The organism is Pseudomonas sp. ATCC 13867, assembly GCF_000349845.1.
Lineage (GTDB): Bacteria > Pseudomonadota > Gammaproteobacteria > Pseudomonadales > Pseudomonadaceae > Pseudomonas.
Map to the genome: position 1 here is coordinate 5333317 of NC_020829.1, position 26350 is coordinate 5359666.

Sequence of the window (26350 nt, forward strand, 5' to 3'; positions counted from 1 at the left end):
GACGGATCGATGACGCGCCGCCACGGCCGACCGGCCAGGGCGGCGGCGAGCGGGCTCAAGGGCGGGCGTCCAGCAGCAGTTGCTGCAGGTAGCGGCCATAGCCGGTCTTGCCCAGGCGCTCGGCCTGCAAGGCCAGGCCCTCGGTGGAAAGCCAGCCCTGCTGGAAGGCGATTTCCTCCAGGCAGGCGACCTTCAGCCCCTGCCGCGCCTCGATGGTCTGGACGAAGTGACCGGCCTCCATCAGCGATTCGTGGGTCCCGGTGTCCAGCCAGGCGAAGCCGCGCCCCAGCAGGCTCACGCGCAGCTCGCCGAGCGCCAGGTAGGCATTGTTGATGTCGGTGATTTCCAGCTCGCCACGCGCCGAGGGGCGGATCTGCCGGGCCATCTCCAGCACCCGGTTGTCGTAGAAGTACAGGCCAGTGACCGCGTAGTTGGAGCGTGGCAGCCGTGGCTTCTCCTCGATGGAGAGCACGTTGCCGTCGTCGTCGAACTCCACCACGCCGAAGCGCCCGGGGTCGGCCACCTGGTAGCCGAACACCGTGGCGCCGCGCTCGCGCGAGGCGGCCTCGCGCAGGGTCTGGGTGAAGCTCTGGCCGTAGAAGATATTGTCGCCCAGCACCAGGCACACCGAGTCGTCGCCGATGAACTCCGCGCCGATCAGGAAGGCCTGGGCCAGGCCGTCCGGCGAAGGCTGCACCGCGTACTGCAGGCGCACACCGAAACGTTCGCCGTCGCCGAGCAGCGCGCGGAAGTTGGCCAGGTCGGCGGGCGCGCAGATCAACAGGATGTCGTCGATGCCGGCGAGCATCAGCACCGACAGCGGGTAATACACCATCGGCTTGTCGTAGATCGGCAGCAGTTGCTTGGACACCCCCAGGGTAATGGGGTGCAGGCGGGTGCCGGAGCCTCCGGCGAGGATGATGCCTTTCATGGCAATTGCCTCCTTGGCGGAATCGCCCGAAACCGGGCTATTCGAGCGAGTTGAAGCGCGGCAGACAGTCCGCGCCTTCGGCTAGAAAGGAGTCGATCAGGCTGGAAAGACGCAGCGCGGAAAGGTCCCAGGAGTAGCGCAGGACGTTCTCCAACCCGGCGTTGCGCAGGCCGCCGCGCAACTTCGCGTCCCGCAGCACGCGGCGCATCGCCGTGGCCAGGGCCTGCGTATCGACGGGATCGAAATACAGCGCCGAGTTGCCCAGCACCTCGGGTATCGAAGCGCTGCGGGCGGCGATCACCGGGCAGCCGCAGGCCTGCGCCTCCAGCGGCGGTATGCCGAAGCCTTCGTAGAGCGAGGGGAAGACGAAGGCCGCCGCGCCGCGGTACTCCTCGATCAGCCGGCTATCGTCGATGCGCCCCAGCCAGCGCACGCGTTCGTGCTGTTCGCTGGACTGCAGCCGGTAATCGACGAAGCTGCGGCTGGCCGAGCCGACGATATGCAGGTCGACGTCCAGGTCCCGCAGCAGGTCGAACGCCTCGATCATCTGGGCGAAATTCTTGTGCGCCGCCGGCGAGGACACCGCCAGCAGATAGGGCCGCCCGCCCGTGGCCACGGGGCCGGGACAGAACGCGGCGGAGACCGCGTTGCCGATCACATGGATGCGCTCGGCGGGGAAGCGGTAGTGCGCGGCGATCTCCCGGCGGGAGAACTCGCTGACGCTGACCAGCGCCAGCACCCGCCGCAGCATCAGCGGGGTCAGCGTCCGGTACAGCACGCGGAAGCGCCAGGAAAAGCTCTCGGGATGGCGCACATAGGCGATGTCGTGGTGCGTCGCCAACTGCCGGCCGTAGGCCAGCGGCGCGGTATTGCACAGCGACACCAGCAGCGGCCGGCCGTTGCGCGCCAGCCACAGCGGCAGGTCGACCTGCTCCCACAGGTGCCCGCGGTGGCGCCCGATGCGCTCGACGTTCAGGCGCTGGGCGATCTCCTCCCGCGGCAGCGGGCCGGGTGGCGCGACGAAGCGCACATCGCCGCGCAGGCGCGCCAGCGACAGCGAGATCTGCTCGGCGAAGCGTTGCACGCCGCTGATTTCCTGGGACAGGAAACGCCCGTTGATCACGATCATGGAAGTCCTCTCGGCGAGTCGTCGCGTTGTGCTCAACGCAGCGACAGCTGGTAGCCCGGGGCGCTGCGCAGCAGCGTCGGAGCGTTATCGATACGGATGCTGGCCTGGCACGCGCCACCGCCCGAGGGGCAGTCCCAGGGCACTTTCTCGCCCTGGCCGGTGCTCACGCCGTCGAAGTCGCGCAGGCGCCAGAGGGTGTCGGAACTGCCCGGCTGGCTGGTGATCTTCAGGCTCTGCTCGCGGCCCAGGGTCCAGGCCACCAGGATTTCGTCGTCGGCCTTGGCGAAACGCAGCAGATAGACGTTCGGGTCATCGTTGGGCACCCGGCCGGCGAAGCGGTAGTGGCCGATGATCGCGGCCACGCTGGTCATCGCGTGGTAGGCCGGCTTGGGCTGGCCGTCGGCGGTGAGCAGGCCGAAGTTGTGCTCCATGTCGCGGCGGTCGATGCCGTCGTCCACCAGGTCGTACCACCAGGAGCCCTTCACGTTCGGCAGGCTGCGCAACAGGAAGTAGGCGCGCGCCAGGTAGGCCGCCTGGCGTTCGCGGCTGATCCCGCAGGCGCCGTCGTGGGCCGGCCAGCTGAACTCGGTGAAGTACAGCGGCACCGGCTTGCCGGCGGCGCGTTCGAGCGTCTGGTTGACGCCCTTGAACCACGCCAGCCAGTTCTCCGGCGTCGCCAGCTCGCCCTCGCAATACACCGACGGGTGCAGGGACAGGCCGTCGGCCACGTCCAGCAGCCCACCGGCGACCAGGCGCTCGGCGAAGCCCTGGCGGATGCCGCGCAGGGTCACCGCGCCGGCGATCACCTTGGCCTGCGGGTCCTCCTCGCGGATCGCCTGGGCGGTGGCGCGGACCAGGGTCAGGTAGTCGTCGCTGAATGCCTTGTCGGTGGGGTTTTCCACATCCCACTCGTTCCACACCTCGTAGATCGCCACCTGCCCCTTGAAGCTGCGCACCACGTAGCGCACATAGCGCAGGAAGGCGGCGCGGGAGGTCTCGTCGCGCGGCTTGGCGTTGCCGTGGAACTGATTCTCCAGGCCGAGGATCAGCAGGGTGCTGATACCCAGGCTGCGGGTGCTGCGCAGTTGCGCGCGCCAGCTGGCGTCGATGGACAGCACGTTGGCCTCGCGCTCGACGCTGGACCAGAAGGCGTCGTCGCGGAACGATAGGATGCCGGCCCGTTGCGCCAGGCGGTTGATGCCGTCGCGGTTGCCCGGACGGAGGTTCTGGTGCGTGCTGGCGCCGACGATGAATTCCGGCGCGTCCTGTCCGGCCGCCGGCGTCTGGCTGGCCAGCGCCTGGGGCGCCTGCCCTGCTCCGGCGAACAACAGTGTCCCGCCCAGCAGCAGGCTCAGCAACCGTCCCTTGCCTTGCAGGCGCCAGGCCTGCGGCGCCGGCGGCGTGGCCAGCTCATCCGGCAGACGCAGCGCCCGGCCGATCGCCAGGCCGAGGAACAGGCTGGGCACCTGCGCCTCCAGCACGTCGCTGGTCCAGCCGACCAGCAGGGTGCAGTAGGCGATGCCCAGCAGCGCGCGCGCCTCACTGCCCGGCTGGCGCTGCAGGCGCATCAGCATCGGTACCGCCAGCGCATAGAGCGCGACGCCGGCGACGCCGAACAGCAGCCAGAGGTACAGCAGCGAGTTGTCCGCCACCGCCAGTTGCTCGACGCCGAACACCGGGTACGCCCCGTAGGCGCTTCCGGTCATCCCCAGCCCGGCGCCGGTGACGGTCCAGCCGTTGTATTCCATCACCTTGATCAGACTCGGCCAGGTGTTGACCAGGCGATCCACCATCGAGCCGATCAGGTTGTCGCCGCTGGAGCTGGCCAGGTACGGCTCGATGCCCCCGAACAGGCCATAGAGCGGCAGCGCCAGCGCGCCGAGCACCACCACGAGGGCGGCCAGCAGGAACAGCAGGCGATTGCGGGCGACGCTCATCACCAGCAGGGCGATGACGAAGGCGACGGCGGAGGATTTGTTGGTGGTCAGGGCGATCCCCGCCAGCGCCACCAGGTAGATCAGCCCGCGCACCAGCAACGGTAGCCGGAACGAGCCCAGGTACAGGCTGAAGATCGACAGCATGATCGCCAGGCTCGACGACATCCGCGAGAAGCCGGCGATGCGATCCAGTCCGTAGGCGCTCCAGGCGCGGTTGCCGCTGATCTCGACCCCGCCCATCGAGTAGGTGTATCCCTTCCACGGCACGTTGCCGAGGATGTCCAGCACGATGCCCGCCAGCGAGGCGACGAGGCAGAAGACGATGGCCCAGCCCACCGCCTTGCGGTGCATCTCCAGGTAGGGTCCGCAGAGCAGGCCGAACAGCAGCGGCGCGTAGATGAACACGCTGAACGCCCCGGCCTGCCACTGGGCGCCGTGCAACCGCCCGAGCATCAGCGAGGCGGCCGCCAGCACCAGCAGCAACCACAGGCCGCGCTGCTGCGGACGGGTGAACAGCTCCCAGCCCACCGCGATCACGCAGGCCACCTTCGGCAGGTAGACCAGCGCCGACAGACCGACCTGGTCGGCATAGAAACGCAGCGCCCCGCTGAACGTCTCCACCAGCAGCAGCGACACCAGCACCGCCAGCGCCAGCAGCGAGCGGTCGAAGGCGATCCCGCGCGAGGGCTCAAAGCGTGGATACGGCGATTGCAGATCCATGGCGGACTCCACGGTTGAGCAGGGTGTGGCGCAGGATGGCTTCGTACTCGTCGAGCATCCGCTCGACGCTGAGCATCGACGCCACGCTGTCCCGCGCGCGGGAGGCCAGGCGCTGGCGCAACGGCGCGTCCTGGGCCAGGCGGCGGATCGCCTCGCCCAGCGAGTCGGGACGTTCGGGTGCGCAGTGCAGGCCGTTGAGCCCGTCGCGGACGATCTCGACGAGGCCGCCACGGGTCGAGACGATCACCGGCAGGCGATGGGCGCAGGCCTCCAGCGCCACCAGGCCGAAGGATTCGGGGCCGACGCTGGGCACCACGGCCACGTCGATCTCGGCGAAGAACTCCGAGGACTTGCGGTAGCCGACGAAGTGCACGCGCTGCGGGTCGGCGGAGGACTTCAGCGCATTCACGTAGGCCGCCTCGCCGCGCCCGGCGATCAGCAACGAGGCGTCCAGCGACTGTTTCTGGAACTGCTCGATCAGCCACTCCACGCCCTTGTTCGGGGTCAGCGAACCGATGAAGCCGAAGCGCAACGGGCGACGCGGCATCACGGCGGCCGGCGCACCCTGTGCCGGTGCGAACGGCGCGCTGTTGTAGACGACATAGCGCTGGCTGTGGGCGAAGTAGCCCGCCTCGACCAGGGCGGCCAACTGGTAGCGGCTGACACCGACCACCGCATCGACCCGCGCCGACGCCTCCGCATGGGAACGCCTAAGCAGCGCACAGGAACCGCACTGCCGCTGGCAATGCCGCCCCTTGTTGAAGCGCATCCCGCGCGGGCAGGTGAGGTACTGGTCGTGCAGGATCTGCACGATGGGCAGCCCGGCCTCGCGGATCGCATCCCAGGCGGCGATGGACCAGCCCGACAGGTTGTGGCACACCACCAGGTCCGGCTCGCTCTGCGCCAGCACCTGCGCCAGCACCTCGCGCATGCCCCGGTTGTAACGGTCCAGGGCATGCCAGGCGAGCCGCCGCAGCGGGCCCTGGCGCTGCTCGGAGAACGGCCAGTACAGGTTGCGCATCCCGGCGCGCAGCACCGGCACGCCATTGTGCGAGTCGCTCCGCAGGCCGGCGTCCGGGCCGGTGCTCAGGACCTGCACCGCATGGCCGCGCGCCTGCAGGCCCTCGACCATCGACTGCAGCATCACCTCCGCGCCGCCGCCGATGTGCGGGGCATAGAGGGTGTTGAGGAACAGGAGTCTCATAGCGGATACATCCGGCTCATGCCCAGCGCGCCGGCCTCACCGTCGCGAATGGCGCGCAGCAGCAGTTGCAGGCGTCCGTCGCGGCCATGCCGCCGGGCGAAGAAGTGCAGCAGGCGCAGGAACACCCAGCGGTTGAAGCGGTACATCAGCGGCGAGCTGACCCACAGGTTCTTGTCGAACCAGGCCTGGTTGCGCGCGGCGTAGTAGGCGCGCAGGTCCGAGCTGCCCAGCAGGTAGGTCTCGTAGATGTTGGAGGTGCGCTGCTTGAGGTTCCACGAGCGCTCCAGGTCATCCAGCCCGGCGTCGGGCACCAGGTAGAGATGCCCGCCCGTGGCGCTGATGCGGAAGGTGTATTCGGTATCGTCGGCATAGAGCACCAGCTCGCGGCGCGGCAGGCCGATGCGCTCGATCAGGCTGCGATGCGCCAGCAGTCCGCCGTAATAGGCGAACGGCAGTTCCAGCAGCGGCTCCACCGGACGCGGGTGCGGCTTGCCCCAGGGCGTGCGGCGCCAGAGCTTGTACGGCAGCTGGTGCACGTGGAAGCCGAAGTAACTGGAGCGCGGCGGCGCGATGAAGCGCGTCGGCACGCCGGCGACGACATCCGCCTGGTGCTCCGGGCGGAAGCCCAGCACCGCAGTCTTGTCCGCCCCGTGGCGTTGCATGCAGTCGAGCAGGCGCTGCTTGAGCAGGGGGAAGGCGCCCGGCATCGGCGCGTTGTCGTCGTCCATCAGCCAGATGTACTCGCAGCCGGTCTTCAGCGCGGCCGCGATGCCCACGCAATAGCCGTTGGCCGAGCCGGTGTTGCTGTCCAGCTCGATCACCTGGACGCGGTTGTGCCAGAGCCTGAACAAGCGGTCCAGTTCGGCCACCGAGGCGTTGCTGACGATGATCGCGCGGCCAATGTCCGGCTCCAGGAAGGCCCTGGCCAGCAACTCCTCCAGGTATTCCAGGCGGTCGCCATAGGTCAGCGTCACCAGTACAGTCGATCCACTCATGATGGTGCATCTCCCTCGTCGATTACCGGGCGCTCAGGCCCGCCATCTGTCCCCGTCGGCCGCCGAGAGCCGGCTCAGTGGAACGCGCACGCGCTGTTCGCGCTGCAACAGGTTGAGCAGGATCAGCGCCCGTTCGGCGCCGTCGTCGCAGAGGAAGATCGCCTCCACTTCGCAATCCCCGGCGCAGTGCAGCCGTACCGCCTGGCCTTGCTGGAAGCGGCTGGCCGGCCGCTCGGGCATCGCCCGCAGGCGCTGGCGGATGTCCTCCACCAGTTCGTCGGCCACCGGCAGCGGCTGCGGACCGAAGCTGACGATGCGCGCCACGCCGCGGGTCGAGCGGATCGGGAACCAGTTGTCGTGCTGCTGATCCAGGTGGATGAACAGGTAACCGGGGAACAGCGGCTGCGGCCGCGCACCCTGCCCGACCACCGGCCGGTAGCAGGCGAAGCCCTGGCGCGTCAGGTTTTCCTCGGCGCGCAGCTCCTGGTGCGGCTTGGTCTGGATCAGGTACCAGCGATGCAGCGGGTCGGCTTGGCTCATGATTCGTACTCCTCGACGCCGGGTCGGGCGCTGCCCGGGGACGGTGCGGGACGGTCCACGCTGTAGCGCCCCAGCAGGTGCTGCATTTCATCCGGCGGGTTGAACATCAGCACGTCGATGATCGACAGGCTGGGGACGAAGTTGTCGTCGAACTGCCGGTAGCTGAGCTCGTCCATGCGCAGGAAGCGCAGCTCGACGCCGTGGGTGTGGAAGAGGTCCGGGCAGTACAGGTGACGGCCGCCCTCCGGGTTCAGGTAGACGTCGCCGCCCGAGCGCCTCACCGCCTCGATCAGGCGCCGGTCGCGGTCGATGTCCGGAGCCAGGTCCAGCTCGGAGACCCGCTCGATCGGTGTGTCGATGCCCATGTAGTGGCAGATGCGGCGGATCGAGTGCTCGGCGAAGCGCGCCAGGTTGCGCTCCGGGTGCTCGAGGATTTCCTCCACCAGCGGGAACACCTGGCGATAGCACGGCGCCCGGCTGTAGGCGTGCCGGATGGTGTGCAGCAGACGCTGGCTGGTGGGGCGCATCTGCGTGCTGAGCAACCGCTCATTGATCGCCTGGCTGCGCGAGCCCTGCTCCAGCGGAAAGCTGAAGGACCAGGGCTGGCCACCGACCAGCAGGCGGTTGCGGTTGATCCATCCACGCCGCGTGTACTGCAGGCTGTCCCCCAGGAGGAACAGGCTGCTGGCGGCGATCAGCTGGAAGTACCCCAGGTAGGGGAACAGGTACGGCTGCATCAGGCTGACGATATGGGCCATGAGTTCATCCTTGTTCGCGTCTCAATCTCGCGAGTCGTAGCGGTAGGCGTAGGCGCCGTAGTCGTAGGCGGCCGTCGAGGCCTTGCGCTTGACCCCGTTGAGGATCGCGCCCTGCAGGTGGATGCCGTTCTGTCCCAGGCGGCGGCGTGCGGTGTCGATCTCGCTGGTCGGGCTCTGGCCGAAGCGGGTCACCAGCAGGCTGATGCCGCACAGCCGGCCAACCAGCGCCGCGTCGGTCACCGCCAGCACCGGCGGGGTGTCGATGATGACCAGGTCGTACAGCGCCGAGGCATCGCGCAGCAGCTGGGCGAAGTTGTCATGCATCAGCAGTTCCGACGGGTTCGGCGCGGCGAAACCGCAGGAGATGAAGTCCAGGTCCGGCACTTCGGTCGGCAGGATCACCTCGCTCAGCGGACGATGGCTGCTCAGGGCATCGGACAGGCCGTGCCGCGGGGTCAGGCCGAAGACGCGGTGCAGGTAGCCCTTGCGCATGTCGGCGTCGATCAGCAGGGTGCGCTGGCCGGACTGGGCGATGATCGCCGCCAGGTTGCTGGAGACGAACGACTTGCCGGCGCCGGGCGCAGGGCTGGTGAGCATCACCACGTTGTTGCGCGCTTCGAGCAGGGCGAAATGCAGGTTGGTGCGCAGGCTGCGCAGCGCCTCGTTGGCCAGGTCGCCCGGATGGGCGGCGGCCAGCAGCTTGGGCGCATGGGCGGCGATATCGCCCTTGCGCTCCCTTTCCAGGCGCTCCTGCTGGCGGGAATACGGCACCGCCGCGAGCACCGAGAGACCGAGCTGTTCGATCGCCTCGGGATTCTCCACGCCCCGGTAGAAAGCCTGGCGCAGGAACAGGATGCCCAGCGCGACGCAGAAGCCAAGCAGGGTGGCGAGCAGCACGATGACCTTGCGCATCGGCTTGGCGGGCTGTTCGACGTTGGCCTGGGCGGTGTCGATCACCCGTACGTTGCCGATGGTGCCGGCGCGCAGGATGTCCTGCTCCTGGGCCTTGTTCAGCAAGGTGGTGTAGGTCTGCTGGGTGACCCGCATGTCGCGGGAGAGGCGCAGCAGTTCCTGCTGGGTGGCCGGCAGGTTCTGGATGCGGCCCTGGAGCCCCTGCTTGCGGGCCTCCAGGCTGCCCATCTGCTTCATCAGCGCCTGGTAGGCCGGGTGGCTGGGAGTGTAGAGACGGTCGTACTCGGCGCGCTTGAGCTTGAGCTCGGAGAGCTGGTTGTCGATCGTCACCACCTGGTCCAGCACGCCACGGGTCTCGACGCTGATGTCGGCGGACTTGGCGCTGGTCTGGTAGGCGTTGTAGGCGCTCTCGGCGCGTTCCAGCTCCATGCGCACCATCGGCAGCTGCGAGCGCAGGAACTGCAGGCGCTGGGAGGCTTCGGCGGAACTGCGCTCGACGTTCTGCAGCACGTAGAGGTGGCTGATCTTGTCGAGGATGAGATCGGCCTGCAGCGGATTGGGGTCTTCCAGGGTCATGTAGATGATCCCGGAATCCTTGCCGGCCTCCACCACCTTGAGCAGCTTCTGGTAGGCCAGGGTGGAGCTGAGCAGGCGCTCGCGGGTGAGGACGAACTCGGTACCCGGATTCGCCACCAGTTGGTCCACCTCGATGGTGAAGCCCTTCTCGATCACGGTCTTGTTCAGCTCGCCGCGCAACAGCTGTTCACCGTCGGCATTGAGCAGGATATAGGCGTTGCCGCCCTCGGCGACCAGGGTCAGCGGCTCGCCGAGATAGTCCTCGGGCACCTCCAGCTGGAACACCTTGATCTGCTCGCCGCCCCAGCCATAGCTGCCCATGCCGAACAGCGGCGCGGCCAGCGGCTGCGCGGCGCTCGGCTTGAAGCGCCGCGCCAGGTAGTCGCCTATCAACGGCATATGCCTGGGCTTGGCGACGATATAGAGCTTGAGGATCTCCACCGCCTTGCCGAGCACCGCGCGGGACTTCAGCAGCTCGATCTCGGTGGCCGCCAGGGACACCGAGTCGGGACGGTTGATCACCTCGGGGGTGCCGTTGAGGCCGTTCTTCTTCTGCTCGACCTGGATCATCGCCCCCGATACGTAGATCGGGGTGGCGACCACCGCATAGAACAGCCCCAGGACCGCGAACAGTCCGGTGACGACGAGGATCATTCGCTTGTGGTCGAAGAGCAGGCGCAGCAGGCCGGCCACGTCGATACGGGTGTCCTGGAAAGTCTCCAGGGACGAGCGGGACATGATGCTCATGGATATCCATCCTCCGGTGACGTGACGCGGTTCAGCGCGCGTGGATCGGGTTCAGCCGCTTGAGCAGGTTCAGGCCGTGGTTGCCGACCAGCAGCAGGAAGGCCTCGATCTTGCGCGGCACGGGAATCGCGGCCATCGACAGGCGGCAGACCTGGACGAGGAAGTACTCGTGGAGCGCCTGGTCGCCGATGCGCTGGTAGTAGCGCGCCAGGCAGTAGTAGGTGTGCAGGGTCATCTGCTGCTGCACGCGCTCGGCCTGCATGGAGAAGATCCCGCCCTTGTGCCGGCGGTAGGCGGCGGGGCGGATCTGTTCGAGGAACTTGCCCTTGCCATAGGCGCCCAGCAGCGACCACCAGCACAGGTCCACCATGCGGGTAGTGCGCAGCTCCTCGGGCATCTCGCCCAGGACGTTGCGGAAGCAGGCGGTCAGGGTGGAAATCGCCCGCGCCTGCTGCAGCTCCCGACGGCTGGCGTCACGGCGGAAGCGACCGGTGAGCTGGCGCGGCTTGATCACGCCACCCTCGTTGAAGACGTAGGCGTCGTGATAGGTGATCACGTAGTCCGGGTTGCGCTCGAGGAAGTCGACCTGGAGCTGCAGCTTGTGCGGATCGGTCCAGAAATCGTCGCCCTCGCAGTAGGCGATGTAGCGGCCGCGCGCCTTGCGGAACGTCGCGATGCCGTGGGACAGGCCCTTGGAGTACTGGTTTTCCCTGTGCAGGATCGGCTTGATGATGTGCGGGTAGCGCGCGGCGTAGTCGGCGATCACCTCGGCGGTGCCATCGGTGGAGGCGTCATCGTTGACCAGCACCTCGAAGCGGAAGTCGGTGACCTGCTCGAGGAAGCTATCCAGCGTACGGCCGATGTAGTTCACCTGGTTGTAGGCCAGGCACACGACGCTCAGCAGCGGTTCAGGGGCTTCCGGCCAGTTGGAGAGGATCTGCAGCTCGGAGCGGATATCCATGTCTAGACACTCGGCTTTTGGGACGGTTTGAGCAGGCGCAGCAACGCCGGAGCGGAGCCCACGCCCACCAGGGTCAGGGTGATCAGGCCGCAGGCGGCCAGCGCCAGCAGCAGCGACAGGCGTTCGCCGGAGCGGGCCAGCAGCACGTAGACGGGTTCGCTGAGCAGCAGCCCCGCGGCGCTCAGCGCGGCGATCTGCAGGGTGTCGCGCAGCCAGGGGCCGTGCAGGTCATCGCCGAAGCGACGGTGCACGATCGGCGGCCAGAGCAGGAACGACGCCAGGCGCAGGCCGAACCAGCACAGCGCCACGCCGAGCACGCCGTACAGGTAGGCACTGGCGACCACCAGCGGGATGCTCACCAGCGCGGACACCACGCTGTACCAGACATGCAGGTGCAACTGGCCGTGGGCGTACTGCAGGTAGAACTGGAAACTGCTCACCGCCATCAGGCCGGCGCCGAGCACGTACCAGACCAGCACCGGCTGGCACCAGTTGGCGGCCACGGCATCGCCGCTCCAGGCCAGGACCAGGTCATGACCATGAGCGGCGATCACCGCGACCATCGGGAACAGCAGCACACAGACGAAACGGTTCGCCTTCAGGTAGAGCTGCTGCATGTCGTCGTGGCGCCCCTCGGCGATCAGCATGGTCATGCGCGGCAGCAGCGACTGCGCCAACGGATTGACCAGACTGAGGATGCCGCCGCTGACCAGCGCCACCAGAGAGAAGTAACCGTAGTCCCGCAACGGCATCAGGCTCGACAGCAACACCTTGTCGAGCTGGGTGAGGATGATCCACAGGCCGGAGGTGAAGCTCATGCCCAGGGCGAAGGGAATCACCGGCCGCAAGGTGTCCCAGCAGAAGCGCGTGAGCGGCCGCACCTCCATCCAGCGGTAAGCCTTGGCGCCGAGCAACAGCGTTTCGAGCAGCGACACCGTCACCTGGAACTCGAAGAACACCAGCGGATCCTGGCTGACCCTGACCACCAGCAGCAGGCCGCCGAAGTAGCGCAGGGTGGTGATGAAGACGTTGATCCCGTTGATCCAGCCGTGCAGTTCCAGCCCCTGCAGCGCACTGCGGTACAGCGTGCCGTACAGGCGCAGGGCGACCAGCAGCCCCATCAGGCTGATGCACTGCGCCACCAGCTCGGGGCTCAGCGCCTGGACGTTCAGCCAGCGCCCGGCGATCCAGGAGCTGCCGGCGTACACCGCCAGCGAACTGAGCAGGGTCAGCGGCAGCAGGATCAGCTCGAAGGAGCGCAGCAGGTTCGCCTGGCCATACGTCTCGCCCTGGGTGCCGCGGACATGGGCCACCTGCCGTACCAGCGCCGGCGAGAGGCCGACGTCCAGCAGCAGCAGCCAGGTCTGCAGGACCGCGAAGAAACCGATCAGGCCGTAGGCCTCGGCGCCCAGGTGGCCGAGGTAGAACGGCTGGATCAGGATGCCGATGACGATGGCGTAGGCCTGCCCCGCATAATTCAGCAGGGTATTCCTGATCATCGACAGCGAGCGTTTACCCGACATGACCGTCCCCTCATACCGCCACGGCGACCCGGCCGCTTTCCAGCAGCAGCACCTCGATCACCTCGCGCTGCACGTCCTGCGGCAGCCCCGGGTACAACGGCAGGCAGAGGATGCGCTGGCTCAGTTCCCGCGAGAGCACTTGCGGCGCCTGCGGCGCGAGGTAGTCGAGGGTATCCAGCGAGGGATAGAAGTAACGCCGCGGGTTGACCCCGATGGCATTCAGCGCGCTGCGTACGCGCAGCACCTGCTCCTCGTTGCGCAGGCCGATCGGGTAGTAGCTGTTGTTCTGCCGAGCGCCGGCCTGGACGGCCTGCAGGTCGTAGTAACCGCTGAGGGCCGCGGTATAGCGGGCCGCGATCTCCTCGCGCTGGGAGAGGATGCTGTCGATGTCGTCGAGCAGGCACAGCCCCATCGCGGCGGAGATCTCGTTGAGCTTGGCGTTGATCCCCAGGCCGACGATCTGGTCCACCCCGGCAATGCCGAAGTTGCACATCAGGCGGACCTGCCGGGCCAGCTCATCGTCGGCCGTGACGATGGCGCCGCCCTCGATGGTGTGGAACAGCTTGGTGGCATGGAAGCTCAGGGTCGTGGCGTCACCCCAGGCCAGCACCGAGCGGTCGCGGTAGCGCGAGCCGAAGGCATGGGCGCCGTCGTAGATCACTTTCAACTGGTTGCGCTGGGCCACCGCCTGAATCTCCTCCACCGCACAGGGATTACCGAACACGTGGGTGGCGACGATGGCGGTGGTATCCGGCGCAAGGCTGGCTTCGATGCGCGCAGGGTCGAGGTTCCAGGTCCGCGCGTCGATGTCGGCGAAGCGCGGGCGGATGCTCTCCCACTGCAGCGTGCTGCTGGTGGCAACGAAGCTGAAAGGGGTGGTCACCGCGCTGCCGGTGACGCCCAGGGCCCGGTAGGCCACCTGCAAGGCGATGGTGCCGTTGCAGGTGAGGATCACATTGCGTACCCCCAGGTACTCCTGCAGACGTTCCTCCAGCGCGGTGGCGAAGGGCCCGTGGTTGGTGAGCCAGCCCGTGGCGTAGATCTGCTCCACGTAGCCTTTGAACTTTTCCAGATCGCCCAGGTACGTCTTGGTCACATTGATCACAGTCGCATCCCTCTAATGGATGAAAAGATCCCTGATAGCGGCCGGCGCACCGCCTAGCCCAGCGCGGAGAGCACGAAAGGCGCGCCCTCGAGCGGGGTGTCCGGCAACGACGGCGTCGCTTGCGGCGCATGGCCGGCCAGGTGTTCCTGGAGGGCTTCGATGACCCGGCCGCTGGCGTCGTGGTGGAACTGCCAGACACCGTAGATGCGGCTGTCGAAGGAACGCTCGCTGCCGAGCATCGGGTTGGCCGCCAGTCCCGAACCCAGGCCGAAGCTGTACAGCCCGTGAATCGGCTGACCACTGAGGTCGTGCAGGCGGCCGGCGGCGTCGGAGTCCAGTCCGCCCTTGCTCTCGCGTACCTGCAACGGTTCACCGTTGGCGCGGCGCAGCGCCGGCAGGCAGGGCTGGTAACCGATGGCCTGGACCATCACGCCCGGCTCGCTGCAGCACTGCTCCAGGCGCTCGCGGACGGCGGGCGAGCGGTCTTCCAGGCGCAGCAGCTCGACCTTCACCCGGGTGCCGCTGACATGGCCATTGGCGAGCACGTCGCTGCCCACCTGGTGGGCGCGATAACGCAACCCGCCGGAGCGGTTGACCCGGCCGGACACCGGGCACACGTCCATGCCCTCGTCCACCGTGTAGCCGGCGGCGCGGGCTTCCTCGGCGCTCTCGAAGAACAGGCGGATCGGCGCGCGATGCAACAGGGTCAGTTGCTCGAGCCCCAGGCAGTCGAGGGCGCAGGCCAGGTTGTCGAGCACCGAGAAGGCGCTGTGCGAACCACCGACCACGGTGAAGTGGCTACCCGGGGTCACGCGGTCGCTGAACAGCTCCACCAGCTCGGCGGGGCTGAGGCTGAGCAGCGCATCGGAGGAATAGACGATGGGGCCGTCGGACGTCAGGTGCAGGTCCTGCTCGGCAAGGCTCCAATGCAGGTACTCGCGGTTCTGCCGGCCACCGAGGTTGAGCACCAGGCCGCCCGCCGCCGCCTGCCAGGAGCAGGAACCGCTGCGCAAGGCCAACTGGAAGGTACCGTCGTCCTGGGCGGTGATCTTCTCGATACGGGTACCCAGCGCGACCTCGACACCCAGGTGACGGGTGACGTAGCGCATGAACAGCGTCGAGGCGTGGGCCAGCAGCTCGCCCACTTGCGTGAGCATCGGCGCGCCATGAGGGTCGTTGCGCAGGGCGCGGAATGCTGCGGAATGTTCCAGCGGCGCAAAGATCGGCAGCAGCGCCGGATCGCGCAGGCAGTCGAGGAACACGTCACCCACCGAGTTGGCGGTGATGTGGTAGTCCCCCAGCCGACCACGGCCAACCGCCAGCGCAGCATCCACCACCAGCAGGCCGGAGCGCGCCAGGCTGGCCAGCGCGCCGGTCTTGTAAGCGTTGAACAGGAAGCCCATGCCTGCCGGGCCTGCACCACCGACCACACAGGCATAGTTGGAGCGAAAGGATTGATCAGTCATCAGCCTGACTCCCTAGCGAGCGCGGGCGCAGCGGGCCGCGCGGCTCTCGTCGTGATGCCGGCTCGACCGGCCGGTAAGGGGCGCGCGCTCGCGCCGGAATCCCGTCACCCGCTTCGGGTGCTCGGTCATGGCAGGGACGGGGTGCGTGAACGGCACAGCGCGGGCGAGTGCCGGAGAGAAAACCTCGGAAACAGACCGAAGTTGCAGTTTCTGCGATAGGGGAAATCGCGATTGGTGCTTTTGAAGTTCAACTGGAAGTGCAAAACCCGTGGAACTTCGCAGAGAGGGATAAATACCTTTGGCGACACTTCCGCAGGCCCGATAGAACCTATTGGGAAACTCGTAAATATTGACGCCTGTCTTCCTGGCGGTTCCGCCGGAGGCGTACCGCTGCGCAATAGCGGGGGGATTACCGGCGGTTTCGACGGAATCTGAAGTTCCGTCCGCCGTCTTCTTCTCTTTGGTCATCGACAGTGGCTCCGCTCACGGAGGTCGCTGTGCGCCGGGCCTTTCGGCAAAATTCGAAGACAAGGCTACCGCCCGAGTTCGAATGACCCGATTCAATCAACGATTGGTCAACTGCTTATCCCTGGATATGGCCGTTACTTTTCATCGGGCAAAGCTACCGCCCTTCGGCCAACTCCGAAAATCTGGAAAACGACAGCAAAAAATATCTCGCTTCCGTTGCGGCCAAGGCGACGGAAGTGCTCGTGCGGAGGACAGGAGGTGGCGGGAAGACAGGGGGTGGATCGAATCTTCCGTGACACGCTGCTCGTGTGACAAATCCCCTGGTGTCTCATCCAGACACCACACGATATTGCTATGTGATTAGTAATAGGGGGGTGCCTTGGGCATGTCAATCCATGAAACACGGAACCGCCAATAATCCGACAAGAGGCAACATGGAGCTTGTAACCTGTTGTTTTACAAGATGCCAATTTAATGACACCCCAATACCAACGGTCCGACTTATCCACACCCTGATGCACACATGGTATTAGTCGAAAAGTATTAATCCTGCCACCCTGGTACGGGCGGCAGTGTTTCATCCTTGAACCATGCGGTCCTTGCCGGTGCGTTTTGCCTGATACAACGCTGCATCGGCACGGCTGTAGAGAGCCGACAGGTTCTGATCGTCCGGCTGCAGCAAAGTCAGTCCCTGGCTGATGGTCACGCTGAAGAAATGCTCGGCCTCGTTGAAGCGCAGACGCTGAACTTCCCGTTGCAGGCGTTCGCCGATCTGCCGCGCCATCGTCTCGTCGCACCCCGGCAGCAGCACGGCGAACTCCTCGCCGCCGATACGGCCGAACAGGTCCCCCCGGCGCAACGCGCCCGCGCCGCTCTGGGCGATGCGCTGCAATACCACGTCGCCCACCTGGTGGCCGTAGGCGTCGTTGATCTTCTTGAAGTCGTCGACATCCAGCAGCAGGAATGCCAGCGAGGTGGACGTCGCCTTGCAGTCGCGGAACGCCTGCTCGGCGCTGTCGAAGAAGTAGCGGCGGTTGCTGCTCTGGGTCAGCACGTCGGTGGTGGCCAGGCGGTGCAGCTCGGTCTCCATGTGCTTCTTGTCGGTGATGTCGTCGGCGATACCGACGATCATCTGCGGCAGCCCGGCCTCGCTGTGCTGGCTGACGAAGCACTTGTCGCTCAGCCAGCGCACCTCGCCGTCGGCACGCAGGATACGGTACTCGCGATGCTCGATGGCGCCGCGTTCGAGCACTTCCCGCAGGCTGTCCTGGGCGTAGTCCAGGTCATCGGGATAGATGCAGTTGCGCCACTCGTTGTAATCGGCCAGCAGCAGGGCCGCGGAACGCCCGAAGATGCGTTCGTAGGCGGGGCTGACATAGACCATGCGCTGGGCCTGCCAGTCGAGGGCCCAGAGTACCGAATTGACGCTGGCCAGCAGCGCGCTGAAGAGCTGCTCGCGCTCCTTGAGCCGCTGCACCTCGGCGCGGCTGTGCAGCAGCGCCAGCAAGGCTTCATCCTGATCCACAGGCATCTTGTTCTGTTCATCCATGTATGGGCGCCCTCCCGCTCATCGACCGGGACTATGACCGCACGCTACGCCAGAGCGTTGCAAAATAAACGAAAAGCCCGCCGAACGGCGGGCTTTTCGTCACTGGCTGCGCATCGCCCGAGGACGATGTCGCGCGTTACATGGCGGGGCGCAGCGAGTAGGTCTTGAGCTGCTCGGCGAACTCCTTCAGCGACTGGATGCCGCTGGCTTCCGCCTCCTGCACCCACTGCTTGATCGCCGCCAGCATGTCGTGGCCGTTGGCGCTGGTCTTCACCCAGATCTGCTGCAGGGCCAGGCGCCTCTCGTAGATCACCTTCAGCGCCGCACTCTGGGCCAGCAGGTCCTGGATGCGCGCATGGTGGCGCTCTTCCAGCAGGCTGGTTTCACGCGACAGCAGGCGCTTGGCGCGGCGGAACAGGTGGCGCACCGACTCGTCGGCCTTGGCCAGTTCCTGCTTCACCAGCGGGCCGATCACCAGCTTGCGGTACTGGGCCATGATCTGGAAACGGTTGTTGAGGATGGCCATCGCGGTGTCCATGTCCAGGCTGCCCTTGCCTTCCACGCGGTGGGCAATCGGTGCCACGCGGGCCACCCTGGCCAAGCGCAGGAAGCTGAACAGCTTGATCCAGGCCCAGCCCAGGTCGAACTCCCAGGTCTTCACCGACAGCTTCGCCGAGTTCGGGTAGGTGTGGTGGTTGTTGTGCAGCTCCTCGCCGCCGATCAGGATGCCCCAGGGCACCAGGTTGGTGGCGGCGTCGCGGCATTCGAAGTTGCGGTAGCCGATGGCGTGGCCCAGGCCGTTGATCACGCCGGCGGCCCAGACGGGGATCCACATCATCTGCACGGCCCAGACGGTCATGCCGAGGGCGCCGAACAGGGCGAGGTCGATGATCGCCATCAGCACGATGCCGCCGATGGGGAAGCGCGAGTAGAGGTTGCGCTCCAGCCAGTCATCCGGGCAGTTCTTGCCGTAGATGCGCAGGGTCTCCTCGTTCTTCGCTTCCTCGCGGTAAAGCTCGGCGCCACGGCGCAGGACGGTGCCCAGGCCCTTGTACACCGGACTATGCGGGTCGTCGGCGGTTTCGCACTTGGCGTGGTGCTTGCGGTGGATGGCGGTCCACTCGCGGGTGTTCATGGCGGTGGTCATCCACAGCCAGAAACGGAAGAAATGCTGCAGCGCCGGGTGCAGCTCGAGTGCCCGGTGCGCCGAATAGCGGTGCAGATAGACGGTGACGCTGACGATGGTGATATGGGTCAGGACCAGGGTGACCGCCACCAACTGCCACGGCGACAGATCAAGAAAACCGTTGTACCACATGGTCGATAATGAACCTCGAAAGGGGGTGTGAAAGACCGACCTCGTCAGACAAGGTCAGCTCGCATTATCACCAAGCGGGTGTGGAAAACCATCCGGTCTTTTAGATAAGAACGACCGTCACCGGGCATCCTTTATACTGCACAGCCAATATCTTCGCCTTGCCACTGCATGAACCCTCGTCTTAGCGCCCTTCGCATCAGCCTGCTGTACCTGGTGCTCGCTGCCCTCTGGATGCTGCTGGGTGACCATTGGTTACACATGGCCTTCAGCGAGCCGGCCCAGACCCTGCGTTGGATGACCACCAAGAAGTTCGTGTTCCTGGGCGTCAGCGCGCTGCTGCTGTTCCTGCTGCTGCACCAGCAGTTCCGCCGCCAGCAGGCGACCCTGAGCGCCCTGTCCGACCGCGAGGAACGCCTGAACCGCGCGCTGAACGTGGTCGAGGACGGCGTCTGGGACTGGGACCTGCGCACCCATCGCGTCTACTACTCGCAGGGCTACGCCAACCTGATCGGCCTGCCCAGCGAACGCCTGAGCGACGATTTCCTGCTCTGGGAAAACCGCCTCCACCCCGAAGACCGCAGCGCCACCCTCGCCGCCTACCAGGAGCACATCGACGGTCTGAGCGAACGGCTCGACTGCGTCTACCGCATCCTCCACAGCCATGGCGGCTATCGCTGGATCCACTCACGCGGCCGCGTCGAGCGGGGCGCCGACGGCGAAGCTCTGCGCATGACCGGCATCAGCCGCGACATCACCCGCCAGCGCAGCAACGAGGATCACCTGCGCCAGGCCGCGGCGGTGTTCGAGGCAACCCAGGAAGGCCTGCTGGTCACTGACAGCCGCGGCATCATCGTGCACATCAATCCATCGTTCTCGCGCATCACCGGCTACCAGGCAGAGGACGTGCTCGGCGCCCAGCCGTCGATCCTCAAGTCCGGACGGCAGGGCGCCGCCTTCTATCGCCGCATGTGGGAATCCCTGCTGCGTGACGACGTGTGGAGCGGCGAGATCTGGAACCGTCGCAAGAGTGGCGAGGTGTACCCGCAATGGCAGCACATCCGCGCGGTGCGCAACGAACAGGGCGAACTGACCCACTACGTGGCGGTGTTCTCCGACCTCAGCAGCCTCAAGCGCTCGCAGCATGAGCTGGACTTCCTCGCCCACCATGACCCGCTCACCGGCCTGCCCAACCGCCTGCTGCTGCGCGAACGCATCGAGCAGGCGCTGGCCCGCGCCGAACGCGAACAGGGCGGCGGCGCCCTGCTGAGCATCGACCTGGACCATTTCAAGCACATCAACGACAGCCTCGGGCACAGCACCGGCGACCTGCTGATCAAGGCCGTCGCCGAACGCCTGCAAACCTGCCTCGACGAGCGTTGTACCCTGGCGCGCCTGGGCGGCGACGAATTCGCGGTGATCCTCGAAAGCCCCCGGCAACAGCACGCCAGCAGCCTCGCCCAGCGCCTGCTGGAAGCGATGGATCCGCCCTTCGAGGTCAACGGGCAGACCATCTACATGTCCGTCAGCCTCGGCGTGAGCCTGTTCCCCGAGGACGCGCGCAACGTCGATCACCTGATGCAGCACGCCGACGCCGCGCTGTTCCAGGCCAAGGCCAGCGGGCGCAGCCTGTATGCCTTCTACACCCCGGAACTGACCGCCCGCGCGCGCTCCCACGTACAGGTGGAAGCGGCCCTGCGCCACGCGCTGGACCACAACGAACTGCGCATCTATTTCCAGCCGGTCCACGACCTGCTCAGCGGGCGCATGATCGGCGTCGAGTCGCTGGTGCGCTGGCAACACCCGCAGCGCGGCCTGGTGTCGCCCAGCGAGTTCATCCCGGTGGCCGAGGAATGCGGGTTGATCACCGCGCTCGACGCCTGGATGCTCGACCAGGCCTGCCGGCAGATGCGCGCCTGGCTCGATACGGGCATCGCCCTGGACTACATCGCGGTGAACGTCTCCAGCCGCCTGTTCGGCCGTGGCGGGCTGGAGCAGCGGGTGGCGCTGGCCCTGGAGCAGAGCGGCCTGGAGCCCCATCACCTGGAGCTGGAGATCACCGAGAGCGCGGTGATGCAGAACTTCGACCAGGCCCTGGAACTGCTCTGCCAGCTGCGCCTGCTCGGCGTGCACCTGGCCATCGACGACTTCGGCACCGGCTATTCCTCGCTGATGCGCCTCAAGCGCATGCCGGTACACAAGTTGAAGATCGACCAGGGTTTCATCGCCGGGCTGCCCGACGAAGCCGAGGACGCCGCCATCGCCTGCGCGGTGATCGCCCTGGGGCAGAGCATGGGCCTGCGGGTAGTCGCCGAAGGCATCGAACGGCCGGACCAGGCCGCCTTCCTCCTCACCCATGCCTGCGATTTCGGCCAGGGCTACTGGTACGGCAAGCCGCAGCCCGCCGAGGCCCTGCTGGCGAAGCTGCCACGCAACCCCGGCTGAGCGCTTGTAAAACTTTCGGATATATAAAAATTCTTAAACATTATTTTTAAGAATATTCAGCTCCTGCCTAAGATGCGCTCACACCGCACGCGTCGTCAGTGAAACGGCCGCCGGTCAACCCACTAGGAGCAGATACCCATGAGCGCAACCCTCCGTAGCCTGGATGGCCAGGACGACGCCAACATCCTGCGAGAAGTGCAGAGCGCCCTGCGTGGCCTGCGTTTTGGCGCCGTCGAGATCACCGTGCACAACGGCCAGGTCGTGCAGATCGAGCGCAAGGAGAAATTCCGCCTGCAACAGAGCACCGGCAAGCCAGCCTGAGTACCCGAGCGTTCTCGACACGTGACATGACCGGACCACCGGAGCGTCGCCATGATCGCCCTGCCCCACCGGTACTGCAGCAGCCAGCCGCGAATGCGCGGCTGACATCGCCCCGAAAACCCTGCCAGACAAACACTAGAAGACCGCATTTTTTCAGGAGCTGCACATGTCCATCCGCCGTTTCGCCCTGGCCGCCCTGGCCAGCGCACTGGTTTCCACACTGGTCGCAGGCCCGGTATCCGCCGCGACCCAACTACTGAACGTTTCCTACGACCCGACCCGCGAGCTGTACCAGGCCTACAACGCCGCCTTCATCAAGCACTGGAAGGCCCAGGGCGGCGACGACCTGATCGTGCAGCAGTCCCACGGCGGCTCCGGCAAGCAGGCCCGCGCCGTGATCGACGGCCTGAAGGCCGACGTGGTGACCCTGGCCCTGGCCGGCGACATCGACGAACTGAACAAGCTGGGCAAACTGCTGCCCGCCGACTGGCAGGCGCGCCTGCCCGACAACAGCACCCCCTACACCTCGACCATCGTGTTCCTGGTGCGCAAGGGCAACCCCAAGGGCATCAAGGACTGGGGCGACCTGACCAAGCAGGGCGTGGAAGTCATCACGCCGAACCCGAAGACCTCCGGCGGCGCCCGCTGGAACTTCCTGGCCGCCTGGGCCTGGGCCAGGAAGGCCTACGGCAGCGACGAGAAAGCCCAGGAATACGTGAAGAGCCTGTACAAGCACGTCCCGGTTCTGGACACTGGCGCCCGCGGTTCGACCATCACCTTCGTCAACAACAACATCGGCGACGTATTGCTGGCGTGGGAGAACGAAGCCTTCCTGGCCAAGAAGGAACAGGGCGGCGAGAACTTCGAGATCGTCGTGCCGTCGGTGTCCATCCTGGCCGAACCGCCGGTGGCCGTGGTCGACAAGACCGTCGACAAGAAGGGCACCCGCAAGGTCGCCGAGGAATACCTGAAGTACCTGTACAGCGAAGAAGGCCAGCGCATCGCCGCGCAGAACTTCTACCGCCCGCGCAACGAAAAGGTCGCCGCCGAGTTCGCCCAGCAGTTCCCGAAACTCAACCTGGTGACCATCGACAAGGACTTCGGTGGCTGGAAGGTCGCGCAGCCCAAGTTCTTCAACGACGGCGGCATCTTCGACACGATCTACCAGGCGCAGTGATGCGCCCGGCGCCCGGCCTCGCGCCGGGCAACACGATCCACGCAGGCGGCGCGCCGCTTGCGTGGAACGAAAAACCCTGGTCCCAAGACAAGGGCTAAACGCGTTCATGAGAAAGGACAGACGATGTCACGACGCATCTCCCCGGTCATACCCGGCTTCGGGCTGACTCTGGGCTACACCCTGGTGTATCTCAGCCTGTTGGTGCTGATTCCGCTGGGGGCCATGTTCCTCAAGACCACCCAACTGAGCTGGGGCGAGTTCTGGACCATCATCACCGCGCCACGGGTGATCGCCGCGCTCAAGCTGAGCTTCGGCACGGCGCTGATCGCCGCCCTGATCAACGGCGTGATCGGCACCCTGCTGGCCTGGGTGCTGGTGCGCTACCGCTTCCCGGGACGGAAGATCATCGACGCGATGATCGACCTGCCCTTCGCCCTGCCCACCGCCGTGGCCGGTATCGCCCTCACCGCGCTGTACGCGCCCAACGGCCTGGTCGGCCGCTTCGCCACCGAGATCGGCCTGAAGATCGCCTATACCCCGCTGGGCATCACCCTGGCGCTGACCTTCGTGGTCCTGCCCTTCGTGGTGCGCACGGTGCAGCCGGTACTGGCGGACATCCCGCGTGAAGTCGAGGAAGCCGCCGCCTGCCTGGGCGCCAAGCCGCTGCAGGTGTTCCGCCACGTGCTGCTGCCGGCGCTGCTGCCGGCCTGGCTGACCGGTTTCGCCCTGGCTTTCGCCCGCGGCGTCGGCGAGTACGGCTCGGTGATCTTCATCGCCGGCAACATGCCGATGAAGACCGAGATCCTGCCGCTGCTGATCATGGTCAAGCTGGACCAGTACGACTACACCGGCGCCACCGCCATCGGCGTGCTGATGCTGGTCGTCGCCTTCGTCCTGCTGCTGCTGATCAACCTGCTGCAACGCCGCATCGAAACGCCTTGAGGAGCGCGCCATGAGTACCGCAAGCCTTTCCGCCGCGGCCGCTGCCAACGCTGCTCGCCGGGGCAATGTCTGGGGCCGCCGGGCCCTGATCGGCCTGGCCTGGCTGGTCTTCACCCTATTCCTGCTGCTGCCGCTGTTCGTGGTACTGAGCGAGGCGCTGAAGCAGGGCTTCGGCACCTTCTTCGAGGCCATCCTGGAACCCGACGCGCTGTCCGCACTGAAGCTGACGCTGATCGCCGTGGGTATCTCGGTGCCGCTGAACCTGGTGTTCGGCGTCAGTGCCGCCTGGTGCGTGACCAAGTTCGAGTTCCCCGGCAAGAGCATCCTGGTGACCCTGATCGACCTGCCGTTCTCGGTCTCGCCGGTGATCGCCGGCCTGATCTACATACTGCTGTTCGGCGCCCAGGGCTACTTCGGGCAGTGGTTGAGCGACCACGACATCCAGATCGTCTTCGCCGTGCCCGGCATCGTCCTGGCCACCCTCTTCGTCACCTTCCCGTTCATCGCTCGCGAACTGATCCCGCTGATGCAGGAACAGGGCACCCAGGAGGAAGAGGCCGCACGCCTGCTCGGCGCCAACGGCTGGCAGATGTTCTGGCACGTGACCCTGCCGAACATCAAATGGGGCCTGATCTACGGCGTGGTGCTGTGCACCGCGCGGGCGATGGGCGAGTTCGGCGCCGTGTCGGTGGTCTCCGGGCACATCCGCGGCGTCACCAACACCCTGCCGCTGCACGTCGAGATCCTCTACAACGAATACAACCACGTCGCCGCTTTCAGCGTCGCCACCCTGTTGCTGCTGATGGCCCTGGTCATCCTGCTGCTCAAGCAGTGGAGCGAGTCGCGCCTGTCCCGTACGAAAGTCAAAGCTGACGAAGAGTGAGAGCCACGCCATGAGCATCGAGATCCGTAACGTCAGCAAGAACTTCCACGCCTTCAAGGCGCTGAACGAGATCAACCTGGACATCCACAGCGGCGAGCTGGTCGCCCTGCTCGGCCCGTCCGGCTGCGGCAAGACCACCCTGCTGCGCATCATTGCCGGCCTGGAAACCCCGGACGCCGGCAACATCGTGTTCCACGGCGAGGACGTCTCGCAGCACGACGTGCGCGATCGCAACGTCGGCTTCGTGTTCCAGCACTACGCGCTGTTCCGCCACATGACGGTGTTCGACAACGTCGCCTTCGGCCTGCGCATGAAGCCGAAGAAGGAACGTCCGAGCGAAGCGCGCATCGCCGAGAAGGTCCACGAGCTGCTCAACATGGTGCAGCTGGACTGGCTCGCCGACCGCTACCCGGAGCAGCTCTCCGGCGGCCAGCGCCAGCGTATCGCCCTGGCCCGCGCGCTGGCGGTGGAGCCGAAGATCCTGCTGCTCGACGAACCCTTCGGCGCCCTCGACGCCAAGGTGCGCAAGGAGCTGCGCCGCTGGCTGGCGCGCCTGCACGAGGAGATCAACCTGACCAGTGTGTTCGTCACCCACGACCAGGAAGAAGCGATGGAAGTCGCCGACCGCATCGTCGTGATGAACAAGGGCGTGATCGAGCAAATCGGCTCGCCGGGCGAGGTCTACGAGAACCCGGCCAGCGACTTCGTCTACCACTTCCTCGGCGACTCCAACCGCCTGCACATCGGCGGTGACGAGCACGTGCTGTTCCGCCCGCACGAGATCTCGCTGTCGCGCTCCGAAGTGGCCGAGCACCGCGCCGCCGAAGTCCGCGACATCCGCCCGCTGGGCGCGATCACCCGGGTGACGCTCAAGGTCGACGGCCAGGACGAGCTGATCGAGGCCGAAGTGGTGAAGGACCACGACAGCCTGACCGGTCTCGCGCGTGGCGAGACGCTGTACTTCAAGCCGAAGGCGTTCCAGCCGGTGGCGAATATCTGATCAGCGACCCGCGCCGGGGCAACGGCGCTTTTCGTAGGCGAGCTTGCTCGCGAACCCGGCCCCGCAGCGGGGTTTGTTCGCGAGCAAGCTCGCTCCTACAGGGTTGAGTCCTGCGACGCCTCATCCAGGTGCCGCAACAGGAAGTCCCGGCTCGAGTCGATGATCGCCTTCTGCGTCTTCTCGCTGGCGACCATCCGCGCCACCACCAGCGCGCCGACGCACTGCGCCAGCAGCGCCCAGGCGTCTTCCGGCGAACCCAGCGCCTCGGCCCAGGCCTGCTGCAATTCCACCAGCGCATCCTCGGCGCTCTGCCGCACCGATTCATCCGCCCGGGCAATCTCCGCCCCCAGGGCAGGAATCGCGCAACCGGCGCCGGCGTCCTGCAAGTGGGCGACACTCAGGTAGCGCTTGAGCCCACGCTCCAGGCGTGCGCGATCGAGCACCTTGCCCTTGGCCGCCAGCCGCTCGACGCTCTGCCGCAACTCGCGCTCGACGATGGCGGCGAACAGCTCATCCTTCGAACCGAAGTGGTTGTAGAACGCCCCGCCGGACAACCCCACCGCCTTCATCAGCCCATCCACGCCAGTGCTAGCGAAGCCACCCTGCTTGGCGAGCGCACCGCTGCTGTCGAGCAGGCGCTGGCGGGTTTCTTCCTTGTGAGTGGCTGAGTAGCGCATCAGGGCGACTCCGGGAAACGGTTGACGATACGACGAAGATTAACATAACGTTCGTTTACCTAACGACCG

At 66.3% G+C, this 26350-nt stretch carries 22 protein-coding genes; 6 read left to right on the plus strand and 16 right to left on the minus strand.

The features are described 5' to 3' along the window. Positions 1–55: 55 nt before the first annotated feature. From rfbA to desA, 15 genes are all read right to left on the minus strand, one after another. Complete coding sequence (gene rfbA / locus H681_RS23870; protein ID WP_015479471.1) at positions 56–931, minus strand: glucose-1-phosphate thymidylyltransferase RfbA; 876 nt, start codon at positions 929–931, stop codon at positions 56–58. Positions 932–968: 37 nt separating this feature from the next. Further along, positions 969–2060 carry a glycosyltransferase family 4 protein gene (locus H681_RS23875; RefSeq protein ID WP_015479472.1) on the minus strand — a complete coding sequence of 364 codons (1092 nt, stop codon included), beginning with the start codon at positions 2058–2060 and terminating at the stop codon, positions 969–971. A gap of 32 nt (positions 2061–2092) precedes the next feature. After that, a complete protein-coding gene (locus H681_RS23880) occupies positions 2093–4717 on the minus strand; it encodes a GH39 family glycosyl hydrolase (RefSeq protein WP_015479473.1) in 2625 nt (874 codons plus the stop codon). Next, on the minus strand, positions 4686–5921 hold the full coding sequence (locus H681_RS23885) for a glycosyltransferase family 4 protein (protein ID WP_015479474.1): 1236 nt from the start codon (positions 5919–5921) through the stop codon (positions 4686–4688). Before H681_RS23885 ends, H681_RS23880 begins: the two co-directional genes overlap by 32 nt. Then, a complete protein-coding gene (locus H681_RS23890) occupies positions 5918–6916 on the minus strand; it encodes a glycosyltransferase (protein WP_015479475.1) in 999 nt (332 codons plus the stop codon). The genes H681_RS23885 and H681_RS23890 overlap by 4 nt, the downstream gene beginning before the upstream one ends. A gap of 33 nt (positions 6917–6949) precedes the next feature. Further along, positions 6950–7456 (minus strand): transcription/translation regulatory transformer protein RfaH, encoded by a 507-nt coding sequence (gene rfaH, locus H681_RS23895; RefSeq protein ID WP_015479476.1) that lies wholly within the window; start codon positions 7454–7456, stop codon positions 6950–6952. Next, entirely contained in the window at positions 7453–8214 is a 762-nt protein-coding gene (locus H681_RS23900; RefSeq protein ID WP_015479477.1) for a WbqC family protein, read from the minus strand. The genes rfaH and H681_RS23900 overlap by 4 nt, the downstream gene beginning before the upstream one ends. A gap of 21 nt (positions 8215–8235) precedes the next feature. Continuing rightward, entirely contained in the window at positions 8236–10449 is a 2214-nt protein-coding gene (locus H681_RS23905) for a polysaccharide biosynthesis tyrosine autokinase (protein WP_015479478.1), read from the minus strand. A 31-nt stretch (positions 10450–10480) separates the two neighbouring features. After that, complete coding sequence (locus tag H681_RS23910; protein WP_015479479.1) at positions 10481–11410, minus strand: glycosyltransferase family 2 protein; 930 nt, start codon at positions 11408–11410, stop codon at positions 10481–10483. Positions 11411–11412: 2 nt separating this feature from the next. Further along, positions 11413–12933 carry a lipopolysaccharide biosynthesis protein gene (locus H681_RS23915; protein ID WP_015479480.1) on the minus strand — a complete coding sequence of 507 codons (1521 nt, stop codon included), beginning with the start codon at positions 12931–12933 and terminating at the stop codon, positions 11413–11415. A gap of 10 nt (positions 12934–12943) precedes the next feature. After that, entirely contained in the window at positions 12944–14038 is a 1095-nt protein-coding gene (locus tag H681_RS23920; RefSeq protein ID WP_015479481.1) for a DegT/DnrJ/EryC1/StrS family aminotransferase, read from the minus strand. Positions 14039–14091: 53 nt separating this feature from the next. Further along, on the minus strand, positions 14092–15504 hold the full coding sequence (locus tag H681_RS23925; RefSeq protein WP_041712258.1) for a hypothetical protein: 1413 nt from the start codon (positions 15502–15504) through the stop codon (positions 14092–14094). 12 nt (positions 15505–15516) lie between these two features. Then, positions 15517–15972 carry a hypothetical protein gene (locus tag H681_RS26510; protein ID WP_157883355.1) on the minus strand — a complete coding sequence of 152 codons (456 nt, stop codon included), beginning with the start codon at positions 15970–15972 and terminating at the stop codon, positions 15517–15519. Positions 15973–16549: 577 nt separating this feature from the next. Further along, complete coding sequence (locus H681_RS23930; protein ID WP_015479483.1) at positions 16550–17521, minus strand: GGDEF domain-containing protein; 972 nt, start codon at positions 17519–17521, stop codon at positions 16550–16552. Between the two features lie 136 nt (positions 17522–17657). Beyond that, positions 17658–18839, minus strand: coding sequence for a delta-9 fatty acid desaturase DesA (gene desA / locus H681_RS23935; RefSeq protein ID WP_015479484.1), 1182 nt, complete (start codon positions 18837–18839; stop codon positions 17658–17660). A gap of 168 nt (positions 18840–19007) precedes the next feature. On the opposite strand from desA, the gene H681_RS23940 reads away from it, so the two are divergent. The 6 genes from H681_RS23940 to H681_RS23965 all read left to right on the plus strand — a co-directional run bounded on the left by H681_RS23940 (position 19008) and on the right by H681_RS23965 (position 25604). Next, the gene (locus H681_RS23940) at positions 19008–21281 is read left to right on the plus strand and encodes a putative bifunctional diguanylate cyclase/phosphodiesterase (RefSeq protein ID WP_015479485.1); all 2274 of its coding nucleotides are present in this window, start codon (positions 19008–19010) and stop codon (positions 21279–21281) included. 138 nt (positions 21282–21419) lie between these two features. Further along, positions 21420–21602, plus strand: coding sequence for a sulfur starvation response protein OscA (gene oscA / locus H681_RS23945; protein ID WP_015479486.1), 183 nt, complete (start codon positions 21420–21422; stop codon positions 21600–21602). A 166-nt stretch (positions 21603–21768) separates the two neighbouring features. Beyond that, positions 21769–22779, plus strand: a complete 1011-nt coding sequence (locus H681_RS23950) for a sulfate ABC transporter substrate-binding protein (RefSeq protein WP_015479487.1) — start codon at positions 21769–21771, stop codon at positions 22777–22779. Between the two features lie 123 nt (positions 22780–22902). Next, on the plus strand, positions 22903–23721 hold the full coding sequence (gene cysT, locus H681_RS23955; protein WP_015479488.1) for a sulfate ABC transporter permease subunit CysT: 819 nt from the start codon (positions 22903–22905) through the stop codon (positions 23719–23721). A gap of 10 nt (positions 23722–23731) precedes the next feature. Continuing rightward, the gene (gene cysW, locus H681_RS23960) at positions 23732–24604 is read left to right on the plus strand and encodes a sulfate ABC transporter permease subunit CysW (protein WP_015479489.1); all 873 of its coding nucleotides are present in this window, start codon (positions 23732–23734) and stop codon (positions 24602–24604) included. A gap of 10 nt (positions 24605–24614) precedes the next feature. Then, positions 24615–25604 carry a sulfate/molybdate ABC transporter ATP-binding protein gene (locus H681_RS23965; RefSeq protein WP_015479490.1) on the plus strand — a complete coding sequence of 330 codons (990 nt, stop codon included), beginning with the start codon at positions 24615–24617 and terminating at the stop codon, positions 25602–25604. 95 nt (positions 25605–25699) lie between these two features. Here the strand turns inward: H681_RS23965 and H681_RS23970 are convergent, their stop codons facing one another. Beyond that, positions 25700–26281, minus strand: a complete 582-nt coding sequence (locus tag H681_RS23970; RefSeq protein WP_015479491.1) for a TetR/AcrR family transcriptional regulator — start codon at positions 26279–26281, stop codon at positions 25700–25702. Positions 26282–26350: the final 69 nt, after the last annotated feature.